The organism is Phytohabitans houttuyneae (assembly GCF_011764425.1).
GTDB classification, from domain to species: domain Bacteria; phylum Actinomycetota; class Actinomycetes; order Mycobacteriales; family Micromonosporaceae; genus Phytohabitans; species Phytohabitans houttuyneae.
Genome location: NZ_BLPF01000001.1, coordinates 4957537 through 4979408 on the forward strand (window position 1 = coordinate 4957537; position 21872 = coordinate 4979408).

19 protein-coding genes and 3 pseudogenes are annotated in these 21872 nt (G+C 69.6%); 14 read left to right on the top strand and 8 right to left on the bottom strand.

The features are described 5' to 3' along the window. The first annotated feature begins 59 nt into the window (after window positions 1-59). On the top strand, window positions 60-1436 hold the full coding sequence (locus Phou_RS22940; RefSeq protein ID WP_371872157.1) for an MFS transporter: 1377 nt from the start codon (window positions 60-62) through the stop codon (window positions 1434-1436). A 4-nt stretch (window positions 1437-1440) separates the two neighbouring features. On the opposite strand, the gene Phou_RS22945 is transcribed toward Phou_RS22940, so the two are convergent. Together Phou_RS22945 and Phou_RS22950 are read right to left on the bottom strand one after the other, a co-directional pair. Then, complete coding sequence (locus tag Phou_RS22945; protein ID WP_173057886.1) at window positions 1441-2880, bottom strand: GuaB1 family IMP dehydrogenase-related protein; 1440 nt, start codon at window positions 2878-2880, stop codon at window positions 1441-1443. A 10-nt stretch (window positions 2881-2890) separates the two neighbouring features. Next, window positions 2891-4641 (bottom strand): annotated as a pseudogene (locus tag Phou_RS22950) (acetyl/propionyl/methylcrotonyl-CoA carboxylase subunit alpha). Window positions 4642-4716: 75 nt separating this feature from the next. On the opposite strand from Phou_RS22950, the gene Phou_RS22955 reads away from it, so the two are divergent. The 4 genes and pseudogenes from Phou_RS22955 (at window position 4717) to Phou_RS22970 (ending at window position 8343) form a co-directional block, all read left to right on the top strand. After that, complete coding sequence (locus Phou_RS22955) at window positions 4717-5322, top strand: PadR family transcriptional regulator (protein WP_308784468.1); 606 nt, start codon at window positions 4717-4719, stop codon at window positions 5320-5322. A gap of 97 nt (window positions 5323-5419) precedes the next feature. Next, window positions 5420-6372 (top strand): annotated as a pseudogene (locus Phou_RS22960) (ATP-binding cassette domain-containing protein). Window positions 6373-6375: 3 nt separating this feature from the next. Next, complete coding sequence (locus tag Phou_RS22965) at window positions 6376-7122, top strand: ABC transporter permease (protein ID WP_173057887.1); 747 nt, start codon at window positions 6376-6378, stop codon at window positions 7120-7122. 111 nt (window positions 7123-7233) lie between these two features. Beyond that, window positions 7234-8343 carry an MFS transporter gene (locus Phou_RS22970; protein WP_246273688.1) on the top strand — a complete coding sequence of 370 codons (1110 nt, stop codon included), beginning with the start codon at window positions 7234-7236 and terminating at the stop codon, window positions 8341-8343. 173 nt (window positions 8344-8516) lie between these two features. On the opposite strand, the pseudogene Phou_RS22975 reads toward Phou_RS22970, so the two are convergent. Together Phou_RS22975 and Phou_RS22980 are read right to left on the bottom strand one after the other, a co-directional pair. After that, window positions 8517-9169, bottom strand: a pseudogene (locus Phou_RS22975) (O-methyltransferase). Further along, complete coding sequence (locus tag Phou_RS22980) at window positions 9166-9822, bottom strand: Maf family protein (RefSeq protein WP_173057888.1); 657 nt, start codon at window positions 9820-9822, stop codon at window positions 9166-9168. Before Phou_RS22980 ends, Phou_RS22975 begins: the two are co-directional and overlap by 4 nt. 149 nt (window positions 9823-9971) lie before the next feature. Between Phou_RS22980 and Phou_RS22985 the strand changes: the two genes are divergently transcribed. Together Phou_RS22985 and Phou_RS22990 are read left to right on the top strand one after the other, a co-directional pair. Then, window positions 9972-10469: a SigE family RNA polymerase sigma factor gene (locus Phou_RS22985; protein ID WP_173057889.1), complete on the top strand. Its 498-nt coding sequence runs from the start codon at window positions 9972-9974 to the stop codon at window positions 10467-10469. Then, a complete protein-coding gene (locus Phou_RS22990) occupies window positions 10462-11250 on the top strand; it encodes a hypothetical protein (protein ID WP_173057890.1) in 789 nt (262 codons plus the stop codon). The genes Phou_RS22985 and Phou_RS22990 overlap by 8 nt, the downstream gene beginning before the upstream one ends. A gap of 130 nt (window positions 11251-11380) precedes the next feature. On the opposite strand, the gene mycP is transcribed toward Phou_RS22990, so the two are convergent. Both mycP and Phou_RS23000 read right to left on the bottom strand, forming a co-directional pair. Then, window positions 11381-12379 (bottom strand): type VII secretion-associated serine protease mycosin, encoded by a 999-nt coding sequence (gene mycP / locus Phou_RS22995; RefSeq protein WP_173057891.1) that lies wholly within the window; start codon window positions 12377-12379, stop codon window positions 11381-11383. Between the two features lie 10 nt (window positions 12380-12389). Further along, entirely contained in the window at window positions 12390-13595 is a 1206-nt protein-coding gene (locus Phou_RS23000; RefSeq protein WP_173057892.1) for a hypothetical protein, read from the bottom strand. A 217-nt stretch (window positions 13596-13812) separates the two neighbouring features. Here Phou_RS23000 and Phou_RS23005 point away from each other — a divergent pair, with 217 nt between their 5' ends. Beyond that, window positions 13813-14025 carry a hypothetical protein gene (locus tag Phou_RS23005; RefSeq protein WP_173057893.1) on the top strand — a complete coding sequence of 71 codons (213 nt, stop codon included), beginning with the start codon at window positions 13813-13815 and terminating at the stop codon, window positions 14023-14025. 437 nt (window positions 14026-14462) lie between these two features. Here the strand turns inward: Phou_RS23005 and Phou_RS23010 are convergent, their stop codons facing one another. Continuing rightward, on the bottom strand, window positions 14463-14657 hold the full coding sequence (locus Phou_RS23010; RefSeq protein ID WP_173057894.1) for an acyl-CoA carboxylase epsilon subunit: 195 nt from the start codon (window positions 14655-14657) through the stop codon (window positions 14463-14465). An 84-nt stretch (window positions 14658-14741) separates the two neighbouring features. Here Phou_RS23010 and Phou_RS23015 point away from each other — a divergent pair, with 84 nt between their 5' ends. From Phou_RS23015 to Phou_RS23040, 6 genes are all read left to right on the top strand, one after another. After that, complete coding sequence (locus Phou_RS23015; RefSeq protein WP_173057895.1) at window positions 14742-16574, top strand: serine/threonine-protein kinase; 1833 nt, start codon at window positions 14742-14744, stop codon at window positions 16572-16574. 41 nt (window positions 16575-16615) lie between these two features. Beyond that, window positions 16616-16828 carry a hypothetical protein gene (locus Phou_RS23020; protein ID WP_173057896.1) on the top strand — a complete coding sequence of 71 codons (213 nt, stop codon included), beginning with the start codon at window positions 16616-16618 and terminating at the stop codon, window positions 16826-16828. A 72-nt stretch (window positions 16829-16900) separates the two neighbouring features. Continuing rightward, on the top strand, window positions 16901-17815 hold the full coding sequence (locus tag Phou_RS23025) for a tetratricopeptide repeat protein (protein ID WP_173057897.1): 915 nt from the start codon (window positions 16901-16903) through the stop codon (window positions 17813-17815). Window positions 17816-17884: 69 nt separating this feature from the next. Further along, entirely contained in the window at window positions 17885-18523 is a 639-nt protein-coding gene (locus Phou_RS23030) for a peptidoglycan recognition protein family protein (protein WP_218579067.1), read from the top strand. Between the two features lie 131 nt (window positions 18524-18654). Further along, window positions 18655-19407, top strand: coding sequence for a lysozyme (locus tag Phou_RS23035; protein ID WP_173057899.1), 753 nt, complete (start codon window positions 18655-18657; stop codon window positions 19405-19407). A 66-nt stretch (window positions 19408-19473) separates the two neighbouring features. Continuing rightward, the gene (locus Phou_RS23040; protein ID WP_173057900.1) at window positions 19474-20208 is read left to right on the top strand and encodes a M50 family metallopeptidase; all 735 of its coding nucleotides are present in this window, start codon (window positions 19474-19476) and stop codon (window positions 20206-20208) included. On the opposite strand, the gene Phou_RS23045 is transcribed toward Phou_RS23040, so the two are convergent. Next, a complete protein-coding gene (locus Phou_RS23045) occupies window positions 20205-21797 on the bottom strand; it encodes an acyl-CoA carboxylase subunit beta (RefSeq protein ID WP_246273689.1) in 1593 nt (530 codons plus the stop codon). The genes Phou_RS23040 and Phou_RS23045 overlap by 4 nt on opposite strands. Window positions 21798-21872: the final 75 nt, after the last annotated feature.

The following is a 21872-nucleotide window of genomic DNA, read 5'->3' on the forward strand; positions in this document are numbered from 1 at the left end:
TGGAAGTATCTGCACCAAGCAGATACTTCTTGGGTCAATAAGTCTACGGGGGACATCGCGTGTACCGGCAGCGCCGGCTGGCGCTTCTTGTGGTTCTGCTCGCTCTCTTCATGGACCTACTCGACAATACGATCGTCAACGTCGCTCTCCCGGCGATTCGGGACGACCTAGGCGCAAGTTCTTCCGCGCTTCAATGGGTGGCCGCCGGCTACGCGCTGTCGTTCGCGCTCGCGCTGATCACCGGCGGGCGGCTCGGCGACATCTACGGCCGCAAGCGGATCTTCATGATCGGGATCGGCGGCTTCACGGTCGCCTCGGCACTGTGCGGCGCCGCGCAGACACCGGGCCAGCTTGTCGCCGCCCGGGTCCTGCAGGGGATCGCCGCCGCGCTGATGGTGCCGCAGGTGCTCTCGATCATCCAGGTGCTCTTCCCGCCGGGGGAGCGGGGCAAGGCGATGGCCGCGTTCGGCGCGCTCGCCGGCGTCGCCACGGTCGGCGGACCGATCGTCGGCGCGCTGCTCACCGACGGCGACGTCGGCGGGCTGGGCTGGCGCTCGATCTTTCTGGTCAACCTGCCGGTGGGAATCTTCGCGCTGGTGGCCACCGCCCTCGTCGTGCCGGAGTCGAAGGCGGAACACGCCAACCGCCTGGACCTGCCCGGCGTGGCCCTGGTGACTGTCGGCCTGCTGCTGCTCATCTACCCGCTGGTGCAAGGCCGCGACATGGCTCCACTGTGGATATACACGAGCCTCGCCGGCTCGCTGGTGGTGCTGGCCGTCTTCGTGGCGTACCAGCGCCGTCGCGTCAACTCACCCCTCGTGGTGCTCGACCTCTTCCGGCACCGCTCGTTCTCCGGCGGGCTGCTCGTCGCGCTGCTCTTCTTCGGCGGCGTGTTCGGCTACCTGCTGGTCTTCACCGTGTACCTCCAGGCCGGCCAGGGCTACAGCGTCCTGCGCGCCGGGCTCGCCGGCATCCCGTGGGGAGCGGCGGTTCCCGTGTTCGCGGCGATCTCGCTCGCGGTCTTCGGGCCGCGGCTGGGCCGGCCGGTGCTGCAGGTGGGGCTCGCCCTCATCACCGCGTCGATGCTCTGGCAGATGCTGATAGTCGAAGACGGCGTGAGCGCACTGTCGCTCGCACCCGCGCTTGTCGTCGGCGGGGCGGGCATGGGCCTGATCCTTGCGTTGCTCTTCGACTTCACGCTGGCCGACGTGCCGGTCGAGGATGCCGGCTCCGCGTCCGGCATGGGCACGACCGTGCAGCAGGTGGGCACCGCGATCGGCATCGCCGCGATCGGCGCGGCGTTCTTCACGCTGCCGTCCGGGTCCGGGCTCAGCGACGCCTTCCGGTCCGCGCTGTGGCTGCCGGTCGCGATGTTCGCGGCGGGCTTCGCGGCGAGCTTCCTGCTGCCCCGCAAGGCACCGCACAGGGAGATCTGACGTGCTACCAGCTCGTCGGCAGCGGCATGCCCTCCGTGTAGCCGGCCGTGCTCTGCACTCCCACGACCGCCCGTTCGGCCAGCTCGCTGAGTGACGAGGCGCCGGCATAGGTGCACGCGCTGCGCACGCCGGCCACGATCTCGTCGATCACGTCCTCGACGCCGGGGCGGGCCGGATCCAGGTACATGCGGGCGGTGGAGATGCCCTCCTCGAAGACCGCCTTGCGGGCCCGGTCGAACGGGGTGTCGTCGGCGGTGCGGGCGCTGACCGCGCGCGCCGATGCCATGCCGAAGTTCTCCTTGTACCGCCGGCCGTCCACGTCGGTGTAGAGGTCGCCGGGCGACTCGTACGTGCCGGCGAACCACGAGCCGATCATCACGTTGGAGGCGCCGGCGGCCAGGGCGAGGGCGACGTCGCGCGGGTGCCGCACGCCGCCGTCTGCCCACACGTGGCGGCCCAGGTCGCGGGCGGCCGTCGCGCAGTCGAGCACCGCGGAGAACTGCGGCCGCCCCACGCCGGTCATCATGCGGGTTGTGCACATCGCGCCCGGCCCGACGCCCACCTTGACGATGTCCGCGCCGGCGTCGACGAGGTCGCGTACGCCGTCGGCGGTCACGACGTTGCCGGCCGCGACCGGTACGCCGGGATCGAGCGCGTGGACCGCCCGCAGCGCGGCGAGCATCCGCTCCTGGTGGCCGTGGGCGGTGTCCACGACAAGCGTGTCGACGCCGGCCTCCAGCAGGGCCGCCGCCTTGCCGCGGACATCGCCGTTGATGCCGACCGCGGCGGCGATGCGCAGGCGACCCTTGTCGTCCAGCGCGGGCTGGTAGAGCGTGGCGCGCAGCGCGCCCTGGCGGGTGAGCACCCCGACCAGGCGGCCGTCGATGTCGATGACCGGCGCGAAGCGGCGCCGCCCGCCCGCGAGGCGGTCGAAGCCCTCGCGCGGGTCGGCCTCCGCGCGGACGGTCAGCAGCTCGGTCGACATCACGTGCCGCACCTGCGCGAACCTGTCGACGCCCTCGCAGTCGGCCTCGCTGACCACGCCCACCGGGCGCCCGTCGTCGTCGACCACCACGACCGCGCCGTGTGAACGCTTCGGCAGCAGGTGGATCGCGTCGCCGACCGTGTCGGTGGGGCCGAGCGTGATGGCCGTGTCGTGCACGAGGTGGCGCTGCTTCACCCAGGCGATCACGTCGGCGACGACGTCGAACGGGATGTCCTGCGGGATCACCGCTATCGCGCCGCGCCGGGCAACGGTCTCGGCCATCCGGCGGCCCGCCACGGCCGTCATGTTGGAGACGACGAGTGGGATCGTGGTGCCGGTGCCGTCGGTGGTGGACAGGTCGACGTCAAGCCGCGAACCGACCTCTGAGCGGACCGGTGCCATGAAGACGTCGCTGTACGTCAGGTCGTGCGCGGGCGCCGCGCCGTTGAGAAACCGCACTCTGGGCAGCCTATTTGAGCTGGCAGATGGTCGCACCCGCGGTGACGACATCGCCGACCTGTGAGGTGAGCCCGGTCACAGTTCCCGCTTTGTGGGCGTTGAGGGGCTGCTCCATCTTCATGGCTTCCAGGACCACGATCGTGTCGCCCTCGGCAACCGTGTCGCCGTCGGCCACCGCGATCTTCACGATCGTGCCCTGCATGGGTGAGGTGAGCGCGTCCCCACCGGCAGCCGCGGCAGCGGTCCCGCCCTGGTCCGGCGCGGAGCGCCGCCCTTGGACCGAGCCGCCCCGTTGGGGGTACCCGAGGAAAAGCCGGCGGGGAGGCTGACCTCGAGGCGCTTGCCACCGACCTCGACCACGACGGTCTCGCGTTCCTGGGCCTCGCCGGCGGCCGCGGCGCCGGCGAAGGGTGGCACCGTGTTGTCCCACTCGGTCTCGATCCACCGGGTGTGCACGGTGAACGGCTCGCCGGTGAACGCGGGGTCGCGGACGATCAGGCGGTGGAACGGTAGCGCTGTCGCCATGCCCTCCACGACCATCTCGTCGAGGGCGCGGCGGGCGCGCTCCAGCGCCTCGGTGCGGGTCTCCCCGGAGATGATCACCTTGGCCAGCAGCGAGTCGAAGTTGCCGCCGATCACGTTGCCGCTCTCGATGCCGGTGTCGACCCGGACGCCGGGGCCTTCGGGCAGGCGCAGGCGGGTGACGGTGCCGGGCGCGGGCAGGAAGTTGCGGCCCGGGTCCTCGCCGTTGATCCGGAACTCGATCGAGTGGCCGCGCGGCGTCGGGTCGGCCGCCAGCCGCAGCCGCTCGCCGTCCGCGATCCGGAACTGCTCGCGGACAAGGTCGATGCCGGCGGTCTCCTCGGTCACCGGGTGCTCGACCTGGAGGCGGGTGTTGACCTCGAGGAACGAGATCGTGCCATCGCGGCCTACCAGATATTCGACCGTGCCGGCGCCGTGGTAGCCGGCCTCGCGGCAGATCGCCTTGGCCGACTCGTGGATCTGCTTGCGCTGGTCGTCGTTGAGGAACGGCGCGGGCGCCTCCTCGACGAGCTTCTGGTGGCGGCGCTGCAGCGAGCAGTCGCGGGTGCCCACCACGATCACGTTGCCGTGCTGGTCGGCGATCACCTGGGCCTCGACGTGGCGGGGCTGGTCGAGGTACCGCTCGACGAAGCACTCGCCCCGCCCGAACGCGGCGACCGCCTCACGCGTCGCCGACTCGAACAGCGCGGGGATCTCGTCCAGGTCGCGGGCGACCTTCAGGCCGCGCCCGCCGCCGCCGAACGCCGCCTTGATCGCCACCGGCAGCCCGTGCTCGCGGGCGAAGGCCACCACCTCTTCCGGCCCGGCCACCGGATCGGGGGTACCGGGCACGAGCGGCGCGCCGGCCCGCTGCGCGATGTGCCGCGCGGTCACCTTGTCGCCCAGGTCGCGGATCGCCTGCGGGGTCGGGCCGATCCAGGTCAGCCCCGCGGCGATCACCGCCTCGGCGAAGTCGGCGTTTTCCGCCAGAAACCCGTACCCCGGGTGCACGGCGTCCGCGTCTGCCCGCCGCGCGATGTCGACGAGCTTGTCGATGCGCAGGTAGGTCTCGGGCGCCGTGTCACCGCCCAGCGCGTACGCCTCGTCGGCGAGCGTCACGTGGAGGGCGTCCCGGTCGGAGTCCGCGTACACGGCGACGCTGGCCAGGCCGGCGTCGCGGCAGGCGCGGATGACCCGAACGGCGATCTCGCCCCGATTGGCGATGAGGACCCTGCGCATGAACCGGAGTGTACGACCAGACGGAGCCAGGAAGTTACTAGTAGGTTAGTCAAACTTGTCTATTACGCTTGTGGGGTGTCGACAACCCGCATGATGATCCTCGGTCTGGTCAACTGGATGCAGCCGGTCCATGGCTATGACGTACGGCGCGAGCTGCTCAGCTGGAGCGCTGATAAATGGGCGAATGTCCAACCCGGCTCGATCTACCATGCTCTGCGCAAGCTGACCGAGGAAGGGCTGCTGCGCGAGGTCACCACCGAGCAGGTGGGGAGCCGCCCGGCCCGCACGACGTACGAGATCACGCCCAAAGGCCAGGACGAGTTCGACAACCTGCTGCGCGGCTACTGGTGGGAGATGAAGACGGTCACCGACCCGTTCTTCGCGGCCCTGTCCTTCCTGCCCGCGCTGCCCCGCGAGGAGGCCGTGGCGGCGTTGCGCAACCGGGTGGCCCAGCTGCGGGTGGCCAACGAGACCGTGCAGGCGGCCGCGGAAAAGGGCTGGCTGCGCGAAAAGCCGCCGCACGTGACGTGGATGTGGGAGCTGATGGTGGCCCGCAACGAGGGGGAGATCGCCTGGTGTGAGCGGGTGGCCGGGCTTGTCGAGTCGGGAGTGTCGTACCTGCCCGCCAAGCTGCCTCCGGCGAGCGAGGAGTGGGAGAAGTGGCGCCAGCAGGTCGAGTGAGCGGCGATAGATCGCGAAATAATCAACCTTGACTAGATGCGCTATATCGCGTTAGCGTGTGGCGGCATACAGACACGTCCGACGGGGAGCGACGTTCATGATCGAGACAAAGGGCTTGCGGAAATCGTTCCGCTCCCGGCAGGGGCGGGAGACCAAGACGGTCGACGCTGTGCGAGGCGTCGACCTTTTCGTGGCCGAGGGCGAGATCTTCGGCTTTCTGGGGCCAAATGGCGCGGGCAAGACGACCACCCTGCGCATGCTCGCCACGCTCATCGAGCCCGACGGCGGCGAGGCCACGATCGCTGGCGCCGACCTCCGCCGCAACCCGGGCGAGGTGCGCCGGCGCATCGGCTATGTCGCGCAGGGCGGCAGCACGTGGGATGAGGTGAGCGCCCGCGAGGAGCTGGTGCTGCACGCCCGGATGTATGGGATCGGCAAGGCCGAGGCGCAGCGCCGGGCGGTCCGCGCGCTCGATGCCTTCCAGCTCACGGAGTATGCGGATCGTAAGTGCAAGACGTATTCGGGGGCCAGCGCCGCCGCGTCGACATCGCGCTCGGCATCATCCACGACCCCAAGGTGGTCTTCCTCGACGAGCCGACCACCGGCCTCGACCCGCAGAGCCGCGCACACATGTGGGATGAGATCCGCCGCTTGCGCAGCGAGGGCGTGACCGTCTTCATCACCACGCACTACCTCGAAGAGGCCGACGCGCTCTGCGACCGACTGGCCATTATGGACAATGGCGAGATCGTCGCCGAGGGCACGCCCGACGAGCTCAAGCGCGACGTGGCCGGCGACGTGGTCACCGTGGGGCTCAACGGCTCGACCCCCGAGGCGGCCCAGCTGCTCGACGGCGAGGCTTATGTCAACAAGCTCGAGACCGTCGACCACGGCCTCCGCCTCTACGTCGACGAGGGCGCCACAGCGATTCCGCAGATCCTCCGCAAGATCGACGCCGCCGGCCTCCACCTCGGCACGATCGAGCTGCACCGCCCCAGCCTTGACGACGTCTTCCTGGAGAAGACCGGACGTTCCCTCCGGGAGAGCTGACCGATGAAACTGCTTCGTGACACCTGGCTGATCTTCCAGCGGCAGATGCTGCTCGTGCTCCGCAACCCGGTCTGGGTCGTGATCGGCATCCTCCAGCCGCTCTACTTCCTGCTGCTCTTCGGCCCGCTCCTCAAGGACGCGCTCCAGGCGCCCACCGCCGCGGATGCGTACCGGTTCTTTGTGCCGGGCCTGCTGGTGATGCTCGCGATGTTCGGCTCGATGTTCGTCGGCTTCGGCCTTATCGCCGAGCTCCGCGCCGGCGTCATCGAGCGCAGCCGGGTCACGCCGGTGAGCCGTCTCGCCCTGATGCTCGGCCGCTCGCTGCGCGACGTCGCCACGCTGATCGTTCAGGCCGCGCTCATCACGGTGCTGGCGATCCCGTTCGGGCTCACCGTGCGGGTGGGCGACGTGCTGCTGGCCTACCTGCTGCTGGGCCTCATCGGCGTGATGCTCTCCGCCGCCTCCAACGCGCTCGCGCTCAAGCTGCGCAGCGAAGACGCGCTGGCCCCTCTGATGAACGGGGTGGCACAGCCGCTGCTGCTCCTGTCCGGCATCCTTCTTCCGCTGACCGGGTGGGTGGCGACGGTGGCCGACTTCAACCCGTTCTCGTGGGCGGTCGACGCCGCCCGCGCGCTCTTCGCCGGAAACCCCGGCGACAGCAGCGTCTGGCAGGCCCTGCTCATCATCGGCGCGCTCACCGTGCTGACGCTCTTCTGGTCGGCCCGGTCGTTCGCCCGCAGCGTCCGCTGAGAGCTGCGTCTCACACCTCTCCGGGGCACGGTCCGCGGCGCCTAGCGTAAGGACCGTGCCCCCGCTCGTTCATGACCGCGTCACCGTGCTCACGTATGCGCAGCTCGGGTTGTGGGGCTTCTTCCTGTACGGATTCGGCCCGTCGTCCCCCTCCTCCGCGACGAGCAGGGCACCACGGCGGCGGTCGCGAGCCTGCACAGCACCGGACTCGCGGCGGGCGCCCTGATCGGGGCGTCCGCCTTTCCCTGGCTTGCCGGCCGCCTCGGCCGCGGCGGCGTGTTGTGGCTCGCCCTGGCGGGGGTCGCGGGCGCGGTTGTGGTGCTGTGCGCGTTCGAGGCGCTGCCGGCGACGCTGGCCGCCGCGGTGCTCGCCTCGACGTTCGGCACGATGGTGGTCAGCGGCGTCAACGCGGCGCTCGCCGATCACCACGGCGCCGGCGCCACCGCCGCGATCAGCGAGGCCAACGCGGTCGCCGCGGGCGCGGGGGTGGTGGCGCCCATCGTGATCGGCCTGTCGGTGAGCGCCGGCTTCGGGTGGCGTCCGGGGATCGCCGTCGTGGTCGGCCTTATCGCGCTGGTCTTCGCCGCCGGTTTCCTTTTTCGGGTACGGCTCCCGTCAGTGGCCACCTCCTCGGTGGTGGCCACGGGACGCAGCCGGCTGCCGCGCTCGTTCTGGCTCGCCTGGGCGATGATGGCCGCGACCGGCTCCGTGGAGGTGTGCCTGTCGCTGTGGGCGGCGGACGTGTTGCGCACCCATGCCGGCATGTCGCCCGGTGCCGCCTCGGCCACGGTCGCGGCGATCGTGGGTGGGATGTTCGTGGGGCGCTTGGTGGGCTCGGCCCTGGCCAGGCGCCTGCCCGCGGTGCCGCTGCTGCTCGGTGCACTGGCCGTCAGCGTGGTGGGCTTCGCGATCTTCTGGCTGTCACCAGTGCCGTGGATCGCCGCGTTCGGGCTGATGGTCCTCGGCGTCGGCAACGCGATGCACTACCCGCTCGGCGTCTCGATGGCGCTGGCGGTGGCCGACGGGCAGCGCGACCGCGCCTCGGCCTACTCGATGTACGCGACCGCGATCGGCTTCGGCGTCGCCCCGGTCGCACTGGGGTGGGTGGCCGACGGTGTGGGTCCGCACCGCGCGTTCCTGCTGATGCCGCTCTTCATCGCGTTGGCTGCGGTGCTCGCGCTGCGGCTGCGGCGCGCCCTGCTCGTGCCCACCCCGGCGTGAGGCGGTTGCGGGCTTGTCGCGCGGACCCGGCAGCGGAGGTCGGGGGTTTCGGCGAGCGCCAGCTCGCCGCCGACCTCCGCGCTGCCCGCGGGAGCATGCGGTCCGCACCTGATGCGGACCGGGGCAAATCTGCTTTGAAGCTGCTTTAGAGGCGCCTCTGCTCTGAAGGCTCTTTAGCGGCGCCGTGCCAGCGTGAGGCCGTCGGCGATCGGGAGCATGACGACCTCGACCCGCTCGTCGCGGGCGGCGATGTCGTTGAAGTGCACGATCGCCTTGTCGCTGTCGTCGCGCGGCGCCAGCACCCGCCCGTCCCGCAGCACGTTGTCGACCACGATCAGCCCGCCCGGCCGGGTGCGCGGGACGAGCTCCTCCCAGTAGGCGGGTAGCCGGTCTTGTCCGCGTCGATGAAGGACAGGTCGAGGTGCGCCTCGGTGGGCAGCTCCCGCAGCCGCTCGGCCGCCGGACCGATGCGCAGGTCGATGCGGTCGCTCACGCCGGCCCGCTCCCAGTAGCGCCGGGCCACCGACGTGAACTCGTCCGAGATGTCGAAGCAGACGACCTTGCCGCCCTCCACCAGCCCGCGGGCCATCGCCAGCGACGACAGGCCGGTGAACGTGCCAATCTCCACCACGTGCCGCGCGCCGACCAGCTTGGTCAGCAGCGACAGGAACGCGGCCTGCTCGGGCGCCACCTGCATCTGCGCGCTTGCCGGCAGCGAACGCTCGGTCTCCTCGATGAGGTCACGCATGATCTCGTCGGGCGGTGTGCCGTGCGCGACGACGTACGCGTGGAGCTCGTCGGTCATGGGCAACGTCTTGACGGTCATGGGTTGAGCCTAGGGTGCTGCGCCCACAGTTCGGTGATCGAGTGGCCGAGGTCGGCCAGAAGCTCGCGGAACAGCGGCAGCGACAGCCCGATCACCGTCCCCGCGTTTCCCTCGATCCGGTCGACGAACGCCCCGCCGATCCCGTCGATCGTGAAGGCGCCGGCCACGTTGAGCGGCTCGCCCGTCGCCACGTACGCCGCGATCTCGTCGTCGCTGACATTGGCGAAGTGCACGACCGTCGAGGCCACCGCGGCCGCGCGGACGTCACCCTTGATCAGGCAGTGGCCGGTGTGCAGGACGCCCCACTGACCCCGCATGTGCTGCCACCGCTTGAACGCCTCACTCGCGTCACCTGGCTTGCCATAGATCTCGCCCTGAAACTCCAGCACCGAGTCGCACCCCAGCACCAGCGTCTCCCCGGGCGGCAGGTGCCCGGACACGATCGCGGCGAGCACCCGGTCCGCGACGGCCTGAGCCTTGCGCAGCGCCAACTCCAGGCACAGCTCCTCGGCGTTTGCGGCGTGGACATCGGACTCGTCGACGCCGCTGACCAGTATCTCCGGCTCGATGCCAGCGGCCTGCAACAGCTTGCGACGGGCCGGGCTGGCGGAGGCGAGGACGAGGCGTGGCGGGACCTGAGGACGTGTACGCACGGTGATGACGGTACTTGCCGGTCCGTCGATGCAACCGCGCGGCACGGTGGGGCGTGACTAGGTTCGATTCAACTCTTGGCGCGCTCACGGGTTCGGCCTGGTAGAAGCCCTGCAATGGTCGCGTCGCGGAGGAACCTGGGGAGTCGCCCGTGCCGGAAACCGACAGCTTTGACACGTTCTACGCGGAGAGTCGCCAGCGCCTGTTCGACTGCCTGTACGCCGTCACCGGCAACGCCGCCGAAGCGCAGGACGCGGTGCAGGAGGCGTTCGCGCGGGCGTGGCAGCGGTGGTCGACGATCCGCGAGTACGGCGACCCCGAAGCATGGGTACGCACCGTAGCGAGACGCATCGCGATCAGTCGCTGGCGCCGCGCCCGCACGGCGGTCCTGGCACACCGCCGCCACGGGCCACCGCCCGCCATTCCCGGCCCCAACGCCGACGCCATCGCACTAGTGGACGCGCTCGCCCGCCTCCCGATGGCCCAACGCGTCGCGATCGTCCTCCACCACCTGGTGGGCCTGCCGGTGGCCGAGGTGGCCCGGGAGACCGGCGTACCCACCGGCACGGTCAAGGCCCGCCTGGCCCGCGGACGCCGCGCACTGGCCGAACTCCTCTCTCTGGACCCGACGGAGGACTCTCATGTCTGAGCAGCTCACGGCGCTGTTCGAGCAGCTGCGCGGCAGCCAGCCTCCAACCCCCTTCGCCTCGCCCGAGCAGATCCGCCGCCGCGGCCGGCAACGCAACCACCGCCGCGCGCTGGCGGCCGGGTCCGCGGTGCTCACGGCGGCCGGCGTGGGAACGGGGTGGGCGTTCGGCACGGCGGGCCAGCCCGAACCCACGCCGCCACCACCGGCGCCGCCGGCGTCGTCTCCCGCAACTGCATCGCCCGCACCCTCGACCTCCGCGCCCCGGACGGTCGATCCGCCGGGGGTATCGGCTGCGCGGTTGCTGAGGCCCGCGGACTTCGCAGCCCGGCCCGGCGTGACCACCACGGAACTAGAAGGCGGTGCCCGCGAGTGGCCGTGGCTGACGGTGGTGAGCGGCTGTCCCGACTATCGCGCCGCCGACTACCCGACGATCCCGAACCGCCACGACGGCCGCGGCCTCGCCTATTCCACCGGAGAGTGGTACGCCTGGGAGATCGTCGAGAGCTACCCCGACGCCACCGCCAACCTGGCCGACATCCGCAGGGCCATCGAGACCTGCCCGACCTTCCGGTACCCCGAGGGCGCCCAGATCGAGCAGACGCTGGTAGCCGAAGGCATCGCCGGCGACGACTCGCTGCTGGTCCGCATCCAGCGCGACGCCAACACCGACTACATGGTGGTGGTGCGGGTGGGCGCGTTGGTGGCCACGCTCATGTACTCCGACGGGCCGGAGGCCGAGGCCCGCGCCATGGCGGCGGCGATGGAGGCCCACCTTCGCTGACGCGGTCGCGGTTTCGCTTCGCCTGCGGCGGCGCTGTCCTTCTACGCGGGCGGGTTGCGGTGCCTGTTTTGCCGACGGCGCCACGCGATGCCGGTGGCTATTGTCGCCGCGGCCGCTGCTGCCGCGGCGGCTAGCCAGGCGGCGAGGCTGCTGCCTTTGCCGCCGTTGTCCGGGCCGGGGCCATCGGGGTCGCGGTGGCGGTCGTCGCGGAACCGAGGGGTGGCACGTCGGCGGTGAGGGCCGCGACGAGGTTGAGAACCCCGTAGCCGTATTGCTCGTCGCGACCCGGCGGGCCTTTGTCGGTGGCGGTGGCCGTAAGCCGATGCACAACTTCGGGCGCCGACAACTCTGGATACTTACTCCGCACGAGCGCGACAGCCCCAGACACGATCGCGGCCGCGTCTGAGGTGCCGGTCCCTTTGCGGTAGAGGCCTTTGTAGCTGGTGCTGTAGATATCTACGCCAGGCGCGGAGATGGCGATCTGCTTGCCCGAAACCGAGACTTCCGCGTGGTTGCCCTGCCGATCAACTGCACCAACAGCAAGCACTCCGTCATACGCCGCCGGAAAGGTCACACCCCGAACGGCGGGCCGATTCCCTGCGCTTGCTACTACGACTACGTCCGCCCGAACTGCGGCATCGATTGCGCTCCGAAGTTCTTCCCCAGGGCCGCCTCCTCCGGAAATATTGATCACATCCGCGCCATGCGTGACGGCCCACGCGATGCTCCTAGCAATACGATCGCTGTTTCCCTGGTTACTTAGATCTTGATAGCGAATTGGGAGCACTTGCGCGTGCGGCGCAATTCCAAGAGCACCTGTATCCGGTCCTAGGCCGTGAGCTGCGATTAAGCCGGCCATCCCCGTCCCGTGGGAATCGACATCGTGCTGGCCAGTGTCGTTTGTAGTATCAATATCGACGCCAGGCAAGAGGTTGTCTGTCAAGTCAGGATGACGATCAACTCCCGTGTCGATCACCGCGACGATGACCCCATCGCCTCGGCTGTGTCGATGTGCTTCGGCGGCCTGAAGATAGCGCAAGTGCCACTGGTCGTTGCGGATCCGGTCAACATGTGGAGCGTGTGAAATCACAGTCACAAGGCCAAGAATCGCGAGGGTGATCGATCTCATCGTTGACAAATCAGCGTTCCAGTCCTATTGCAGGGCCTGGATCATATTTGACTACTTTTCGCGGCTCGATGACGGGAGGCACTCCATTGGGTACTTCCCAGTTTGTTTCCCTGGTTCGTTGAGCTTCCGACCGATCTTTTCGGAGTCCCTGACTTGCGGCTGTACTGCCAAGAACTGGTGAGATCATGCTTGATGGATGATTAGCTGGTTCGCGGACGTGTTGTCCTCCAATAATCCCTCCGACGGGGTTTACGCGGAGCGGTGCTCGTGGTGCATGCCGATCTTCCAACTCGGGACTTGCGCCTATAATGCCGCCGCTTATCGCGGTCCCTCGTGCCTGATGAATCAGAGAACCACCGGATCCATCGGTCGCTTCTCGTGGATGACGACCACGTCCGATTTCCCCGTCGCGCGCTGTCAAGCTTTGTTTGCCTCTCGGTGAAATGACGCGGTCTAACGGACCGCCGGTACCCGGAATAGCCGAAGCCGGGGTCGAGCCAGCGTTGGGATCGCTTCGGGTGCTGTCCACGGCTGGGTGTTCCGGGGACGGTGGTCGGGTAGCGGATGTAGTCGGAGATGGCCTGCCGCTATCCCCGTATGTGTTTGCGCGCCCTTGATCCCAATGGACGGTTGGCTCGTACGTCGGGGGTTGGCGGATTGCGGCCTCGGCCTCCACGAGGGTGTGGCTCAGCGTGTACATGATGGCGCGCGCCCGATTGTTCAAGCGCTCCAGGTCATCCGGCCTCACCGGCGCCGCGCCGATCACGGTGGAGCCCTCGGCCGCTGCGTTGAAGGCGGCCAGCTCGCGGTAAGCCGTCAGTGCCTTCGCCTTCGTCATGTACTCGTCGTACAAGGGCTTGAGGTCGTTGCGGGCTGAGGCGAGGGCGCCCACCGTGGCGGCGAGAGTGGAGTAGTTGGCGGCGGCGACGTCGTGGGTGGTGCGGACGTTCTGGATCAGGAAGTCCAGGCGGGACACGTAGGCGGCGGCCGCCGCGTTGCGGTCTGGGGGCCATGCCTCGACCAGGTTGGTGCGGTAGTGCTCCAGGCGGCGCAAGTGGATCGCGGTGAGGTCCGCTGCCTTGCGCCAGCCGGCCACCAGGCGCCAGTGGTCGTCGCTCTGCTGGTTTTCGAGTGTGCGCCACATCGCGGGCACGTCGCGGTCGAACCAGCTCGTGCGGGTCGCCGTGCCGGGCACGCCGCTTTTCTCCCAGGCCATCGTCAGTCCTCCGGGGCAGCGGCGGGGCTGCCGGGAGAGTGGGCGGGGCGGCCGCGGCCGTGTGGTCCAAGGCTGACTCCACTTCGGACGCTTTGGCGGCGGCGAAGGCGTCGGCCGCGCCGTAAAGGGCGCTCACCTCGGCGGCGGCGGTGGCCAGGCCCCACGTGGCTTCTTGGTAGAAGTAGACGAGGTCGGACGTGTTGAGCTGCGACGTGCGGTGGGTCTGCAGGAAGCTGCTCAGCTCGTCGAACGTCTCCGGCGGGGCGGGCAGGTCGACGGCCATGTCGTCGGTGACGTGGGTGAGATGGGGCGCGTAGTTGTCCACGACCTCGGCGCGAAGCTTTTCCGCGAACTCTTCCATCCGGGCTATGTCGGCCTCGATCTGGGCGTAGCCGCCCAGCCAGGAAGGTCCGTAATCATCCGCTGGTAGGCCCATCGGCCCTCCCGACGAAAGTCGAAACGGGCTTGCACGCTTTACCTGAACGAGATTAGTCGATGCCTCCGAATCGCGGCGGCCACGATCCCAAGATCGAGGGACGAGCTGCAGTCGCGCGCCGCTGCGAATTCAAGATCGAGGTCCGCAGCGCAAACTGCGGCGGCCACAGATCGAGGGACGAGCCCGAATCGCGCGCGGTCACGAAGCCAAGATCGAGGGACCCGCTCCCGAATATCGCGCGGCCCGCAAACCCACGATCGAGGGCCGCGGCCCAAACCGCGGCAGACGCACAAGACTGACGCACAAGACTAAGGAAGAGCCCGGGTGGCGCGCGGGCGCGAATCCCAGGATCTCGGGAGGCGCCACGAATCCCGTGTGACGCGCGAATTTAAGATCGCGCGGCGCGGCGCGGAAGTGTTCTCAAGAGCGAATCAAGATAGCGAACCCCGCCAGCCCGTGCGCCCCGCACCCGGACGGGCGCTGCGGGCCCACGCAGACGCTGCCGCGGCCGGCGTCTGCGCGGCCGCCGGCCTGCGGCGGAGCAGCACCGCTCCGACCAGGGCGGCCAGTTCCTCGGCCGTTGGCACACCCCGGGTCACCCGAATGACCGGCTCCGGCTCCGACATGGGGGCAGCGTACAAGAGAGAAGACAGTCACAAACCCACACATCCACCGGTGTGCGCCGCATCTCCTCCGGGTAAGTTCTTCGGGTGTCTCCCGCGCCCACCCAACTTGTCGATGACCGCTACCGGCTGCTCGAGCCGCTCGGTCAGGGCGGCATGGGCCGGGTCTGGAAGGCGAGCGACGAGGTCCTGCACCGCGAGGTCGCGATCAAAGAGCTGGTGCCGCCGCCCGGGCTGACGACCGAAGAGCGCCAGGAGATGCGCGAGCGGTCGTTGCGCGAGGCGCGCGCCATCGCGCGGCTCAACCATGCCAACGTCGTGCGGATCTTCGATGTGCTGAGCACCGACGGCGATCCGTGGATCGTGATGGAGTACGTGCCGTCGCGTTCGCTGCAGGACGTGCTCGCCAGCGACGGCCCGGTCTCGCCCACGCGGGCCGCGGAGATCGGCATCGGGGTCCTGGGCGCGCTGCGGGCCGCTCACCGTTCTGGCGTGGTGCACCGGGATGTCAAGCCGGCCAACGTTTTGCTCGCCGAAGACGGGCGGGTCGTGCTCACCGACTTCGGCCTGGCCACCGTGCCGGGCGATCCCAACGTCACGCGCACGGGCCTGGTGCTCGGCTCCCCGGCGTACATCGCGCCGGAGCGGGCGCGTGACGGCACCGCGGGGCCCGAGGCCGATCTGTGGTCGCTGGGCGCCACGCTCTACGCGGCGGTCGAGGGGCAGTCGCCCTTCGCGCGGCCCTCGGCGATCGGCACGCTGGCCGCGCTCGCCACCGAGCCGGTGCCGACGCCGCGCCACGGCGGCGCGCTCAAGCCTGTGCTCAACGGCCTGCTGCGTAAAGATCCGACCGCGCGGATCAGCGCGGAGGATGCAGACCGCATGTTGCGGCGCGCGGCCGGCCGCCGGCCCCGCGCGACGCTTTCCCTCCTGGATGGGGTACGGCGTCCGTCCGCGACCCCGCGTCCAAGCCTGCTGCCGGAGGCGAAGCCGACAACGGTCGTGGCGGCTGCCGAGCCGCCGACGAAGGTGGTGCCGGAGCCCGAGGCCGAGGGCGCGACCAAGACCGCGACGCCGGAGCGCGAGCAGGGTGACGAGCAGGAAAAGCTTGCCGTGCCCGCGCCCCGCAAGCCCGGTGACGCTTTCCTGCCCGTGGTGCCGGGTAAGGCCGAGGAGACAGTCGAGAAGGCGGCGGATGCCGCTCCGCTCCTGGTGCCGCCCTCGGCTCCGCGCCTGGGCCGAGTCGCGTTGGTCGCGGGAGCAGCCGTTCTTCTCGTACTAACGCTGGTTGTGATCATTGCTCTCAATGCCGGTGGGGGTGAGGAGCCGTCGGGCGCTGGGGCCACGACGGCGGCGGGCCCGGCGGCCACGAGCGCCGCGCAGCCGCCGCCCACGACGGCGGCCGCGGAGCCGACCACCGCCGCGCCGACCACGGCCGCGCCGCCCACACCCTCCCGCGACGGCGGCAACACGGCGCTGCCGGCGGGCTGGCGGATGTACACGGACCGCACCGGCTTCTCGGTCGCCGCGCCGCAGGGATGGTCGGTGAGCAGGGAGGGCACCATGGTGTTCTTCCGCGAGCGGGGCGGCGAGGGGCGCGTGCTCGGCGTCGACCAGACCGACCAGCCCAAGCCCGACCCGGTGGCCGACTGGACGCAGCAGGAGCGGGCGCGGCGCGGCAACTACAACGACTACCAGCGCGTGAAGATCGCGGCCGTCGACTACTTCGACAAGGCCGCTGACTGGGAGTGGACGTACACGAGCCGCAGCGGCAACCGCCTGCACGTCGTCAACCGCGGCTTCATCACCTCGCCGAATCAGGCATATGGGATCTACTGGTCCACGCTCGACTCCACCTGGGCCGAGAATCAGAAGAACTTTGCGCTGGTGGTGGGGAGTTTCCGCCCTGCGAATGGCTGAAGGCGGCATGACCGGCGACGTACACGGGTACTGCTATCGCCGTGAGCTACCGACAGCATGTACTTAAGCCGAGCGTGGCGCTCTGGGCGATGACCGGAGTGTTGTTGCTTTACAGCCTGGGCATCGTGGTCGTGCTGCTCACCCTGTCCGCGGTCGTTGTCGGCTTCGGCGCTTGGTGGGTAGTGCGGCAGCATCATCCCGTCGTGGTCCAGAGAGTTGGATCGCGGCGACAACCCAACGTCGTCAATCGATAACTCGCAGTTGCTGACCCCACCTCCGGTCCGCGACGATGGACCCCGGCCGACGGGACGATTGGCGGGTACGGGATGACGCAGTTCCAGCGCGGTTATTCCGCACAGGAGGACGAGATCTCCCAGCTCATGGGAGAGGCGCTGGAGCTCTACCGCAGCGGAAACTTGGACAGGTCCCGGCGCAAGGGCGAGGAAGCCATCGCCCTGTGCCGGGACCTCGCCACAGCCGAGCCGGATGACCCGCAGCACCCCCGGGTGCTCGCCTCCCTGCTCTACAACCACGCGGTGGTGCTCAACGCGATGGACCGGCGGGCCGCCGCGCTCTCCGTGATCCAGGAGTCCTCCCGCATCTACGAGGACCTCGTCGCGTTCGACCCGGCCACCTTCGAGCCACTCCACGCCGACGCGCTGTCCCGCGTCGGCGTCACGTACACCGGGCTGGGCCTGACCGAGGAAGCCGTCACCTGCCAGCGGCGCGCGGTCACCACCTACCTGTCGCTCCCGCCCGACGTGGCCGTGGAGCGGAGCGTGGCGCGCGCGATGAGCCTGCTGGCCTCCTCCTTGGAAGCTGACGACCGGCCCGACGAGGCGATGGCGGCGGCCGACGACGCGCTGCGCCGGTACGCGGACCTCGATGCCCGCGACCAGCTGCCGCTCGACGCCGCCGGCTTCTACGCGATGACCGCCCGCACGCTCGCCCGCCTGCACGCGCGCGGCGGCGACTACGAGGCGGCGGCGAGCGCGAGCGCGGTGGCCGTCGCGGTGTACCGCCTGCTGCTGGAGCAGGTGTCGCCGGAGTGGGGCGAGCCGCTGGCGGCCGCGGTGGGTGAGCGGGCCGCGCACCTGTCGGCGGCGGGCCGGGCCGACGAGGGGCTCGACCAGGCGCGCGACGTGTTGCGGCTGGTCGGGGCGCTCGACGCGCGCCGGCCGGACATCTACATGGGCGCGTTCACCCGGGTCGCGGCGGTGGTCGCCGCCCTGGAGGCGTGACTCTGGCACTTTCCTCCACGTCGATGGATGGCTACGGTAACTTTTGCCATCCATCGAAGGAGGTCTCTCGTGCCACAACGACGAACCTTGCTCGCCGGTGCCGCCGGGATAGCCGGCGGCGTCCTGCTGGGCGCCAGACCGGCTGAGGCCGCGGCGACGCCGCCGAGGGTCTACACCCGGGCGGAGTGGGGCGCCCGCGCGGCGACCGGGTCGATCCGCTACCTCGATCGCATGCCGGACCACATCGTGGTGCACCACACGGCCGGCGCCAACACGACGGACTACTCGCTGGCGGCGGCCTTCCGCCACTCGAAGTGGATCCAGGACCTGCACATGGACCAGAACGGCTGGATCGACTCGGGACAGCAGCTCACGATCAGCCGCGGCGGCTACGTGATGGAAGGGCGGCAGCTCAGCCTCCGCGCCATCCACGAGCGCCAGCACGTGAGCGGCGCGCAGACCGCAAACCACAACGACCACACGATCGGCATCGAAAACGAGGGCATCTACGTGTCCGCGACGCCACCCGCCGCGCTCTTCAACTCCCTGGTACGCACCTGCGCGTGGCTGTGCGACGTCTACTCGCTCGACCCGTTCGGGGCGATCGTCGGCCACCGCGACTACGTCGCCACTCAGTGCCCCGGCGACGTCTTCTACGCCCGGCTTCCCGAGCTACGGCAACGCGTCGCGACCGAGTTGGGTGCATGAGCCGGCTACGAAAAATTTCCACAGGATCTATTGCGATCAAGGTTAGTTTCCTTCAAAGATGTCAAGAAATATCCATCCTTGTTGGTCCCTAGTCCTGGGGAGGCACTATGACCAGCACCAGCACAGATGGCATGGTTAGACGCTCGCGCACCGGCCTTCGCCGGCTCACCAGCGCGGCACTCGCCATGGTGGCCGCGACCGCGACAGTGGTGGGCATCTCCGCCACGCCGGCCATGGCCGCGACGACCCCCGGCATCGACGTCTCCAACCACCAGGGCGCGATCAACTGGACGAGCGTGCGCAACGCCGGCATCCAGTTCGCGTTCATCAAGGCGACCGAGGGCACGTCTTACCTCGACCCCCGCTTCGACACCAACTACGTCGCGGCGTACAACGCGGGCGTGATCCGCGGGGCGTACCACTTCGCCCTGCCGGACCGCAGCACCGGCGCGACCCAGGCCAACTTCCTGGCCAGCAACGGCGGTGCGTGGTCCGCCGACAGCCGTACGCTTCCGGCCGCCCTCGACCTCGAAGCCAACCCCTATGGCGCCTACTGCTACGGCCTCAGCACCACGGCCATGCGCAACTGGGTGCAGAGCTTCCTCAACCAGTACCGCGCCCGCACCGGCCGGTACGCGGTCATCTACACCACCACCAGCTTCTGGAACACCTGCACCGGCAGCTGGAGCGGCCCGTGGAGCACCAGTCCACTGTGGGTCGCCCGCTGGGCCAGCACCGTCGGCGCGCTTCCCCCGGGCGCACCGTTCTGGACCTTCTGGCAGTACACGAGCAGCGGTGCCGTCTCCGGCATCTCCGGCAACGTGGACCGCAACCACTTCAACGGCGCACGTGACCGTCTGATCGCACTCGCTAACAACACGTAGTCGCGCGGTGGGGCGGTGCCACCGGCGCCGCCCCACTCATAGCGTCGTGAGCTAGGCTCGCCGGCTGTGATGTCGGTAGACGGTCTGACAGACGCCTGGGACTGGCTCTTCGGTGGCCAGCCTGACCCGCCGCTGCTGCTGGTGATCCTCACCGGCGTGGCGGCCCTCGCCGTTGTGCTGACCCGGATGGCATGGCGGGTGGCGCGCAACGCGATCACTATCGCGCACGAGGGTGGCCACGCCCTGATCGCGCTGATCACCGGGCGCAAGCTGCGCGGGATCCGGCTGCACTCGGACACCTCCGGCCTCACCCTCTCCGCGGGGCGGCCCACCGGTCCGGGCATGGCGTTCACGCTGCTGGCCGGTTACGTTGCCCCGTCGCTGATAGGCCTGGGCGGCGCCTGGCTGCTGGCCGGCAACCGCATCCGGCTCCTGCTGTGGGTCACCGTGGTGCTTCTGCTCGCGATGCTCGTGATGATTCGCAACGCCTTCGGCATAGTGTCCATTGTGGTCACTGGCGGCGTCGTCTTCGCCGTGTCGTGGTTCGCTTCCCCCGACGTGCAGTCGGTGTTCGCCTACGCGAGCGTGTGGTTTCTCCTCCTCGGCGGCGTGCGCCCGGTCGGCGAGCTGCAGACACTGCGAGCGCGCGGCCAGCTCCCCGACTCCGACGCCGACCAGCTCGCCGGCGTCACGCACGTGCCCGGCATCGTGTGGGTCGGCTTCTTCGGTTTGGTCAACCTGGGCGCGCTCGCGCTGGGCGGCTACCTGCTGGTCAAGCCCTTCGTCGACGACCTGCTCTAAAGCGGTATGTTGCCGTGCTTCTTGGGCGGCAGGGTCTCGCGCTTGGTGCGCAGCGCCCGCAGCGCGCGCACGATCTGCACCCGGGTCTGCGACGGCTGGATGACCGCGTCGACATAGCCCCGCTCGGCGGCGATGTACGGGTTGGCGAGCGTGTCCTCGTACTCGGTGATGAGCTCGGCCCGCAGCGCCGCCGGATCCTCCGCATTGGACAGTGCCGCCCGGTGCAGGATGTTCACCGCGCCCTGCGCGCCCATCACCGCGATCTGCGCGGTCGGCCACGCGAAGTTCAGGTCGGCGCCGAGGTGCTTGGAGCCCATCACGTCGTACGCGCCGCCGTACGCCTTGCGCGTGATGACGGTGACCTTCGGGACGGTGGCCTCCGCGTACGCGTAGATGAGCTTGGCGCCGCGCCGGATGATGCCCTCCCACTCCTGGCCGGTGCCGGGCAGAAAGCCGGGGACATCCACAAAAGTCAAGACCGGGATGTTGAACGCGTCGCACGTGCGCACAAACCGTGCCGCCTTCTCCGACGCCGCGATGTCCAGGCACCCGGCGAAGTGCATCGGCTGGTTGGCCACCACACCGACCGGGCGCCCTTCGACGCGGCCGAAGCCCACCACGATGTTCTGCGCGTAGAGCGCGTGCACCTCGAGGAACTCGCCGTCGTCCAGCACGTGCTCGATGACCCGGTGGATGTCGTACGGCTGGTTGGCTGAGTCGGGGATCAGCGTGTCCAGCGCGCCGTCGTCCTCGGTGGCCTCCAATGTGGACTCCGCCGCGAACACCGGCGCGTCGTCCATGTTGTTGGACGGCAGGTACGACAGCAGGGCCTTGACGTAGTCGATCGCGTCCTCCTCGTCCGTGCCGAGGTAGTGCGCGTTGCCGGAGCGGGTGTTGTGGGTGCGGGCGCCGCCCAGCTCCTCGAAGCCCACGTCCTCACCGGTGACCGTCTTGATCACGTCGGGCCCGGTGATGAACATGTGTGACGTCTGGTCGACCATCACCGTGAAGTCGGTGACCGCGGGGGAGTAGACCGCGCCGCCCGCGCAAGGCCCCATCACCAGCGAGATCTGCGGGATCACGCCGCTGGCCCGCACGTTGCGGAAGAAGATCTCGCCGTACAGCCCGAGGCTGACCACACCCTCCTGGATGCGCGCGCCGCCGGAGTCGTTGATGCCGATCACCGGGCAGCCGGTCTTCATCGCCAGGTCCATGACCTTGACGATCTTTTCGCCGAAGACCTCGCCCAGCGAGCCGCCGAAGACCGTGAAGTCCTGCGCGAACACGCACACCGGGCGCCCGTCGACCGTGCCGTAGCCGGTCACCACGCCGTCGCCGTACGGCCGGGTCTTGTCCAGCCCGAACGCGGTGGAGCGGTGCCGGGCCAGCTCGTCCAGCTCGACGAACGATCCCTCGTCCAGCAGCATCGCGATCCGCTCGCGGGCCGTCTTCTTGCCGCGGGCGTGCTGCTTTTCCACCGCGCGGGCGGAACCGGCGTGTGTCGCCTCGTCGACCCGGCGCTCCAGGCCGGCGAGCTTGCCGGCGGTGGTGTGCTCGTCGATCGGGGCGGCGCTCTCCTGAACGGTCACTACTGGATCGTAACTACCGGTGAGTCGGCACATTACCTGAGTCGTTTCGCGGCAAATGCCCTGTTCGTTGTAGTT

What these genes read in the sequence shown, in the direction of transcription:
- Phou_RS22965 (WP_173057887.1), top strand. Translation starts at nt 6,376, where the DNA reads ATGAAACTGCTTCGTGACACCTGGCTGATCTTCCAGCGGCAGATGCTG.
- Phou_RS22990 (WP_173057890.1), top strand. Translation starts at nt 10,462, where the DNA reads ATGTCTGAGCAGCTCACGGCGCTGTTCGAGCAGCTGCGCGGCAGCCAG.
- mycP (WP_173057891.1), bottom strand. Translation starts at nt 12,379, where the DNA reads ATGAGATCGATCACCCTCGCGATTCTTGGCCTTGTGACTGTGATTTCA.
- Phou_RS23000 (WP_173057892.1), bottom strand. Translation starts at nt 13,595, where the DNA reads ATGGCCTGGGAGAAAAGCGGCGTGCCCGGCACGGCGACCCGCACGAGC.
- Phou_RS23010 (WP_173057894.1), bottom strand. Translation starts at nt 14,657, where the DNA reads ATGTCGGAGCCGGAGCCGGTCATTCGGGTGACCCGGGGTGTGCCAACG.
- Phou_RS23025 (WP_173057897.1), top strand. Translation starts at nt 16,901, where the DNA reads ATGACGCAGTTCCAGCGCGGTTATTCCGCACAGGAGGACGAGATCTCC.
- Phou_RS23035 (WP_173057899.1), top strand. Translation starts at nt 18,655, where the DNA reads ATGGTTAGACGCTCGCGCACCGGCCTTCGCCGGCTCACCAGCGCGGCA.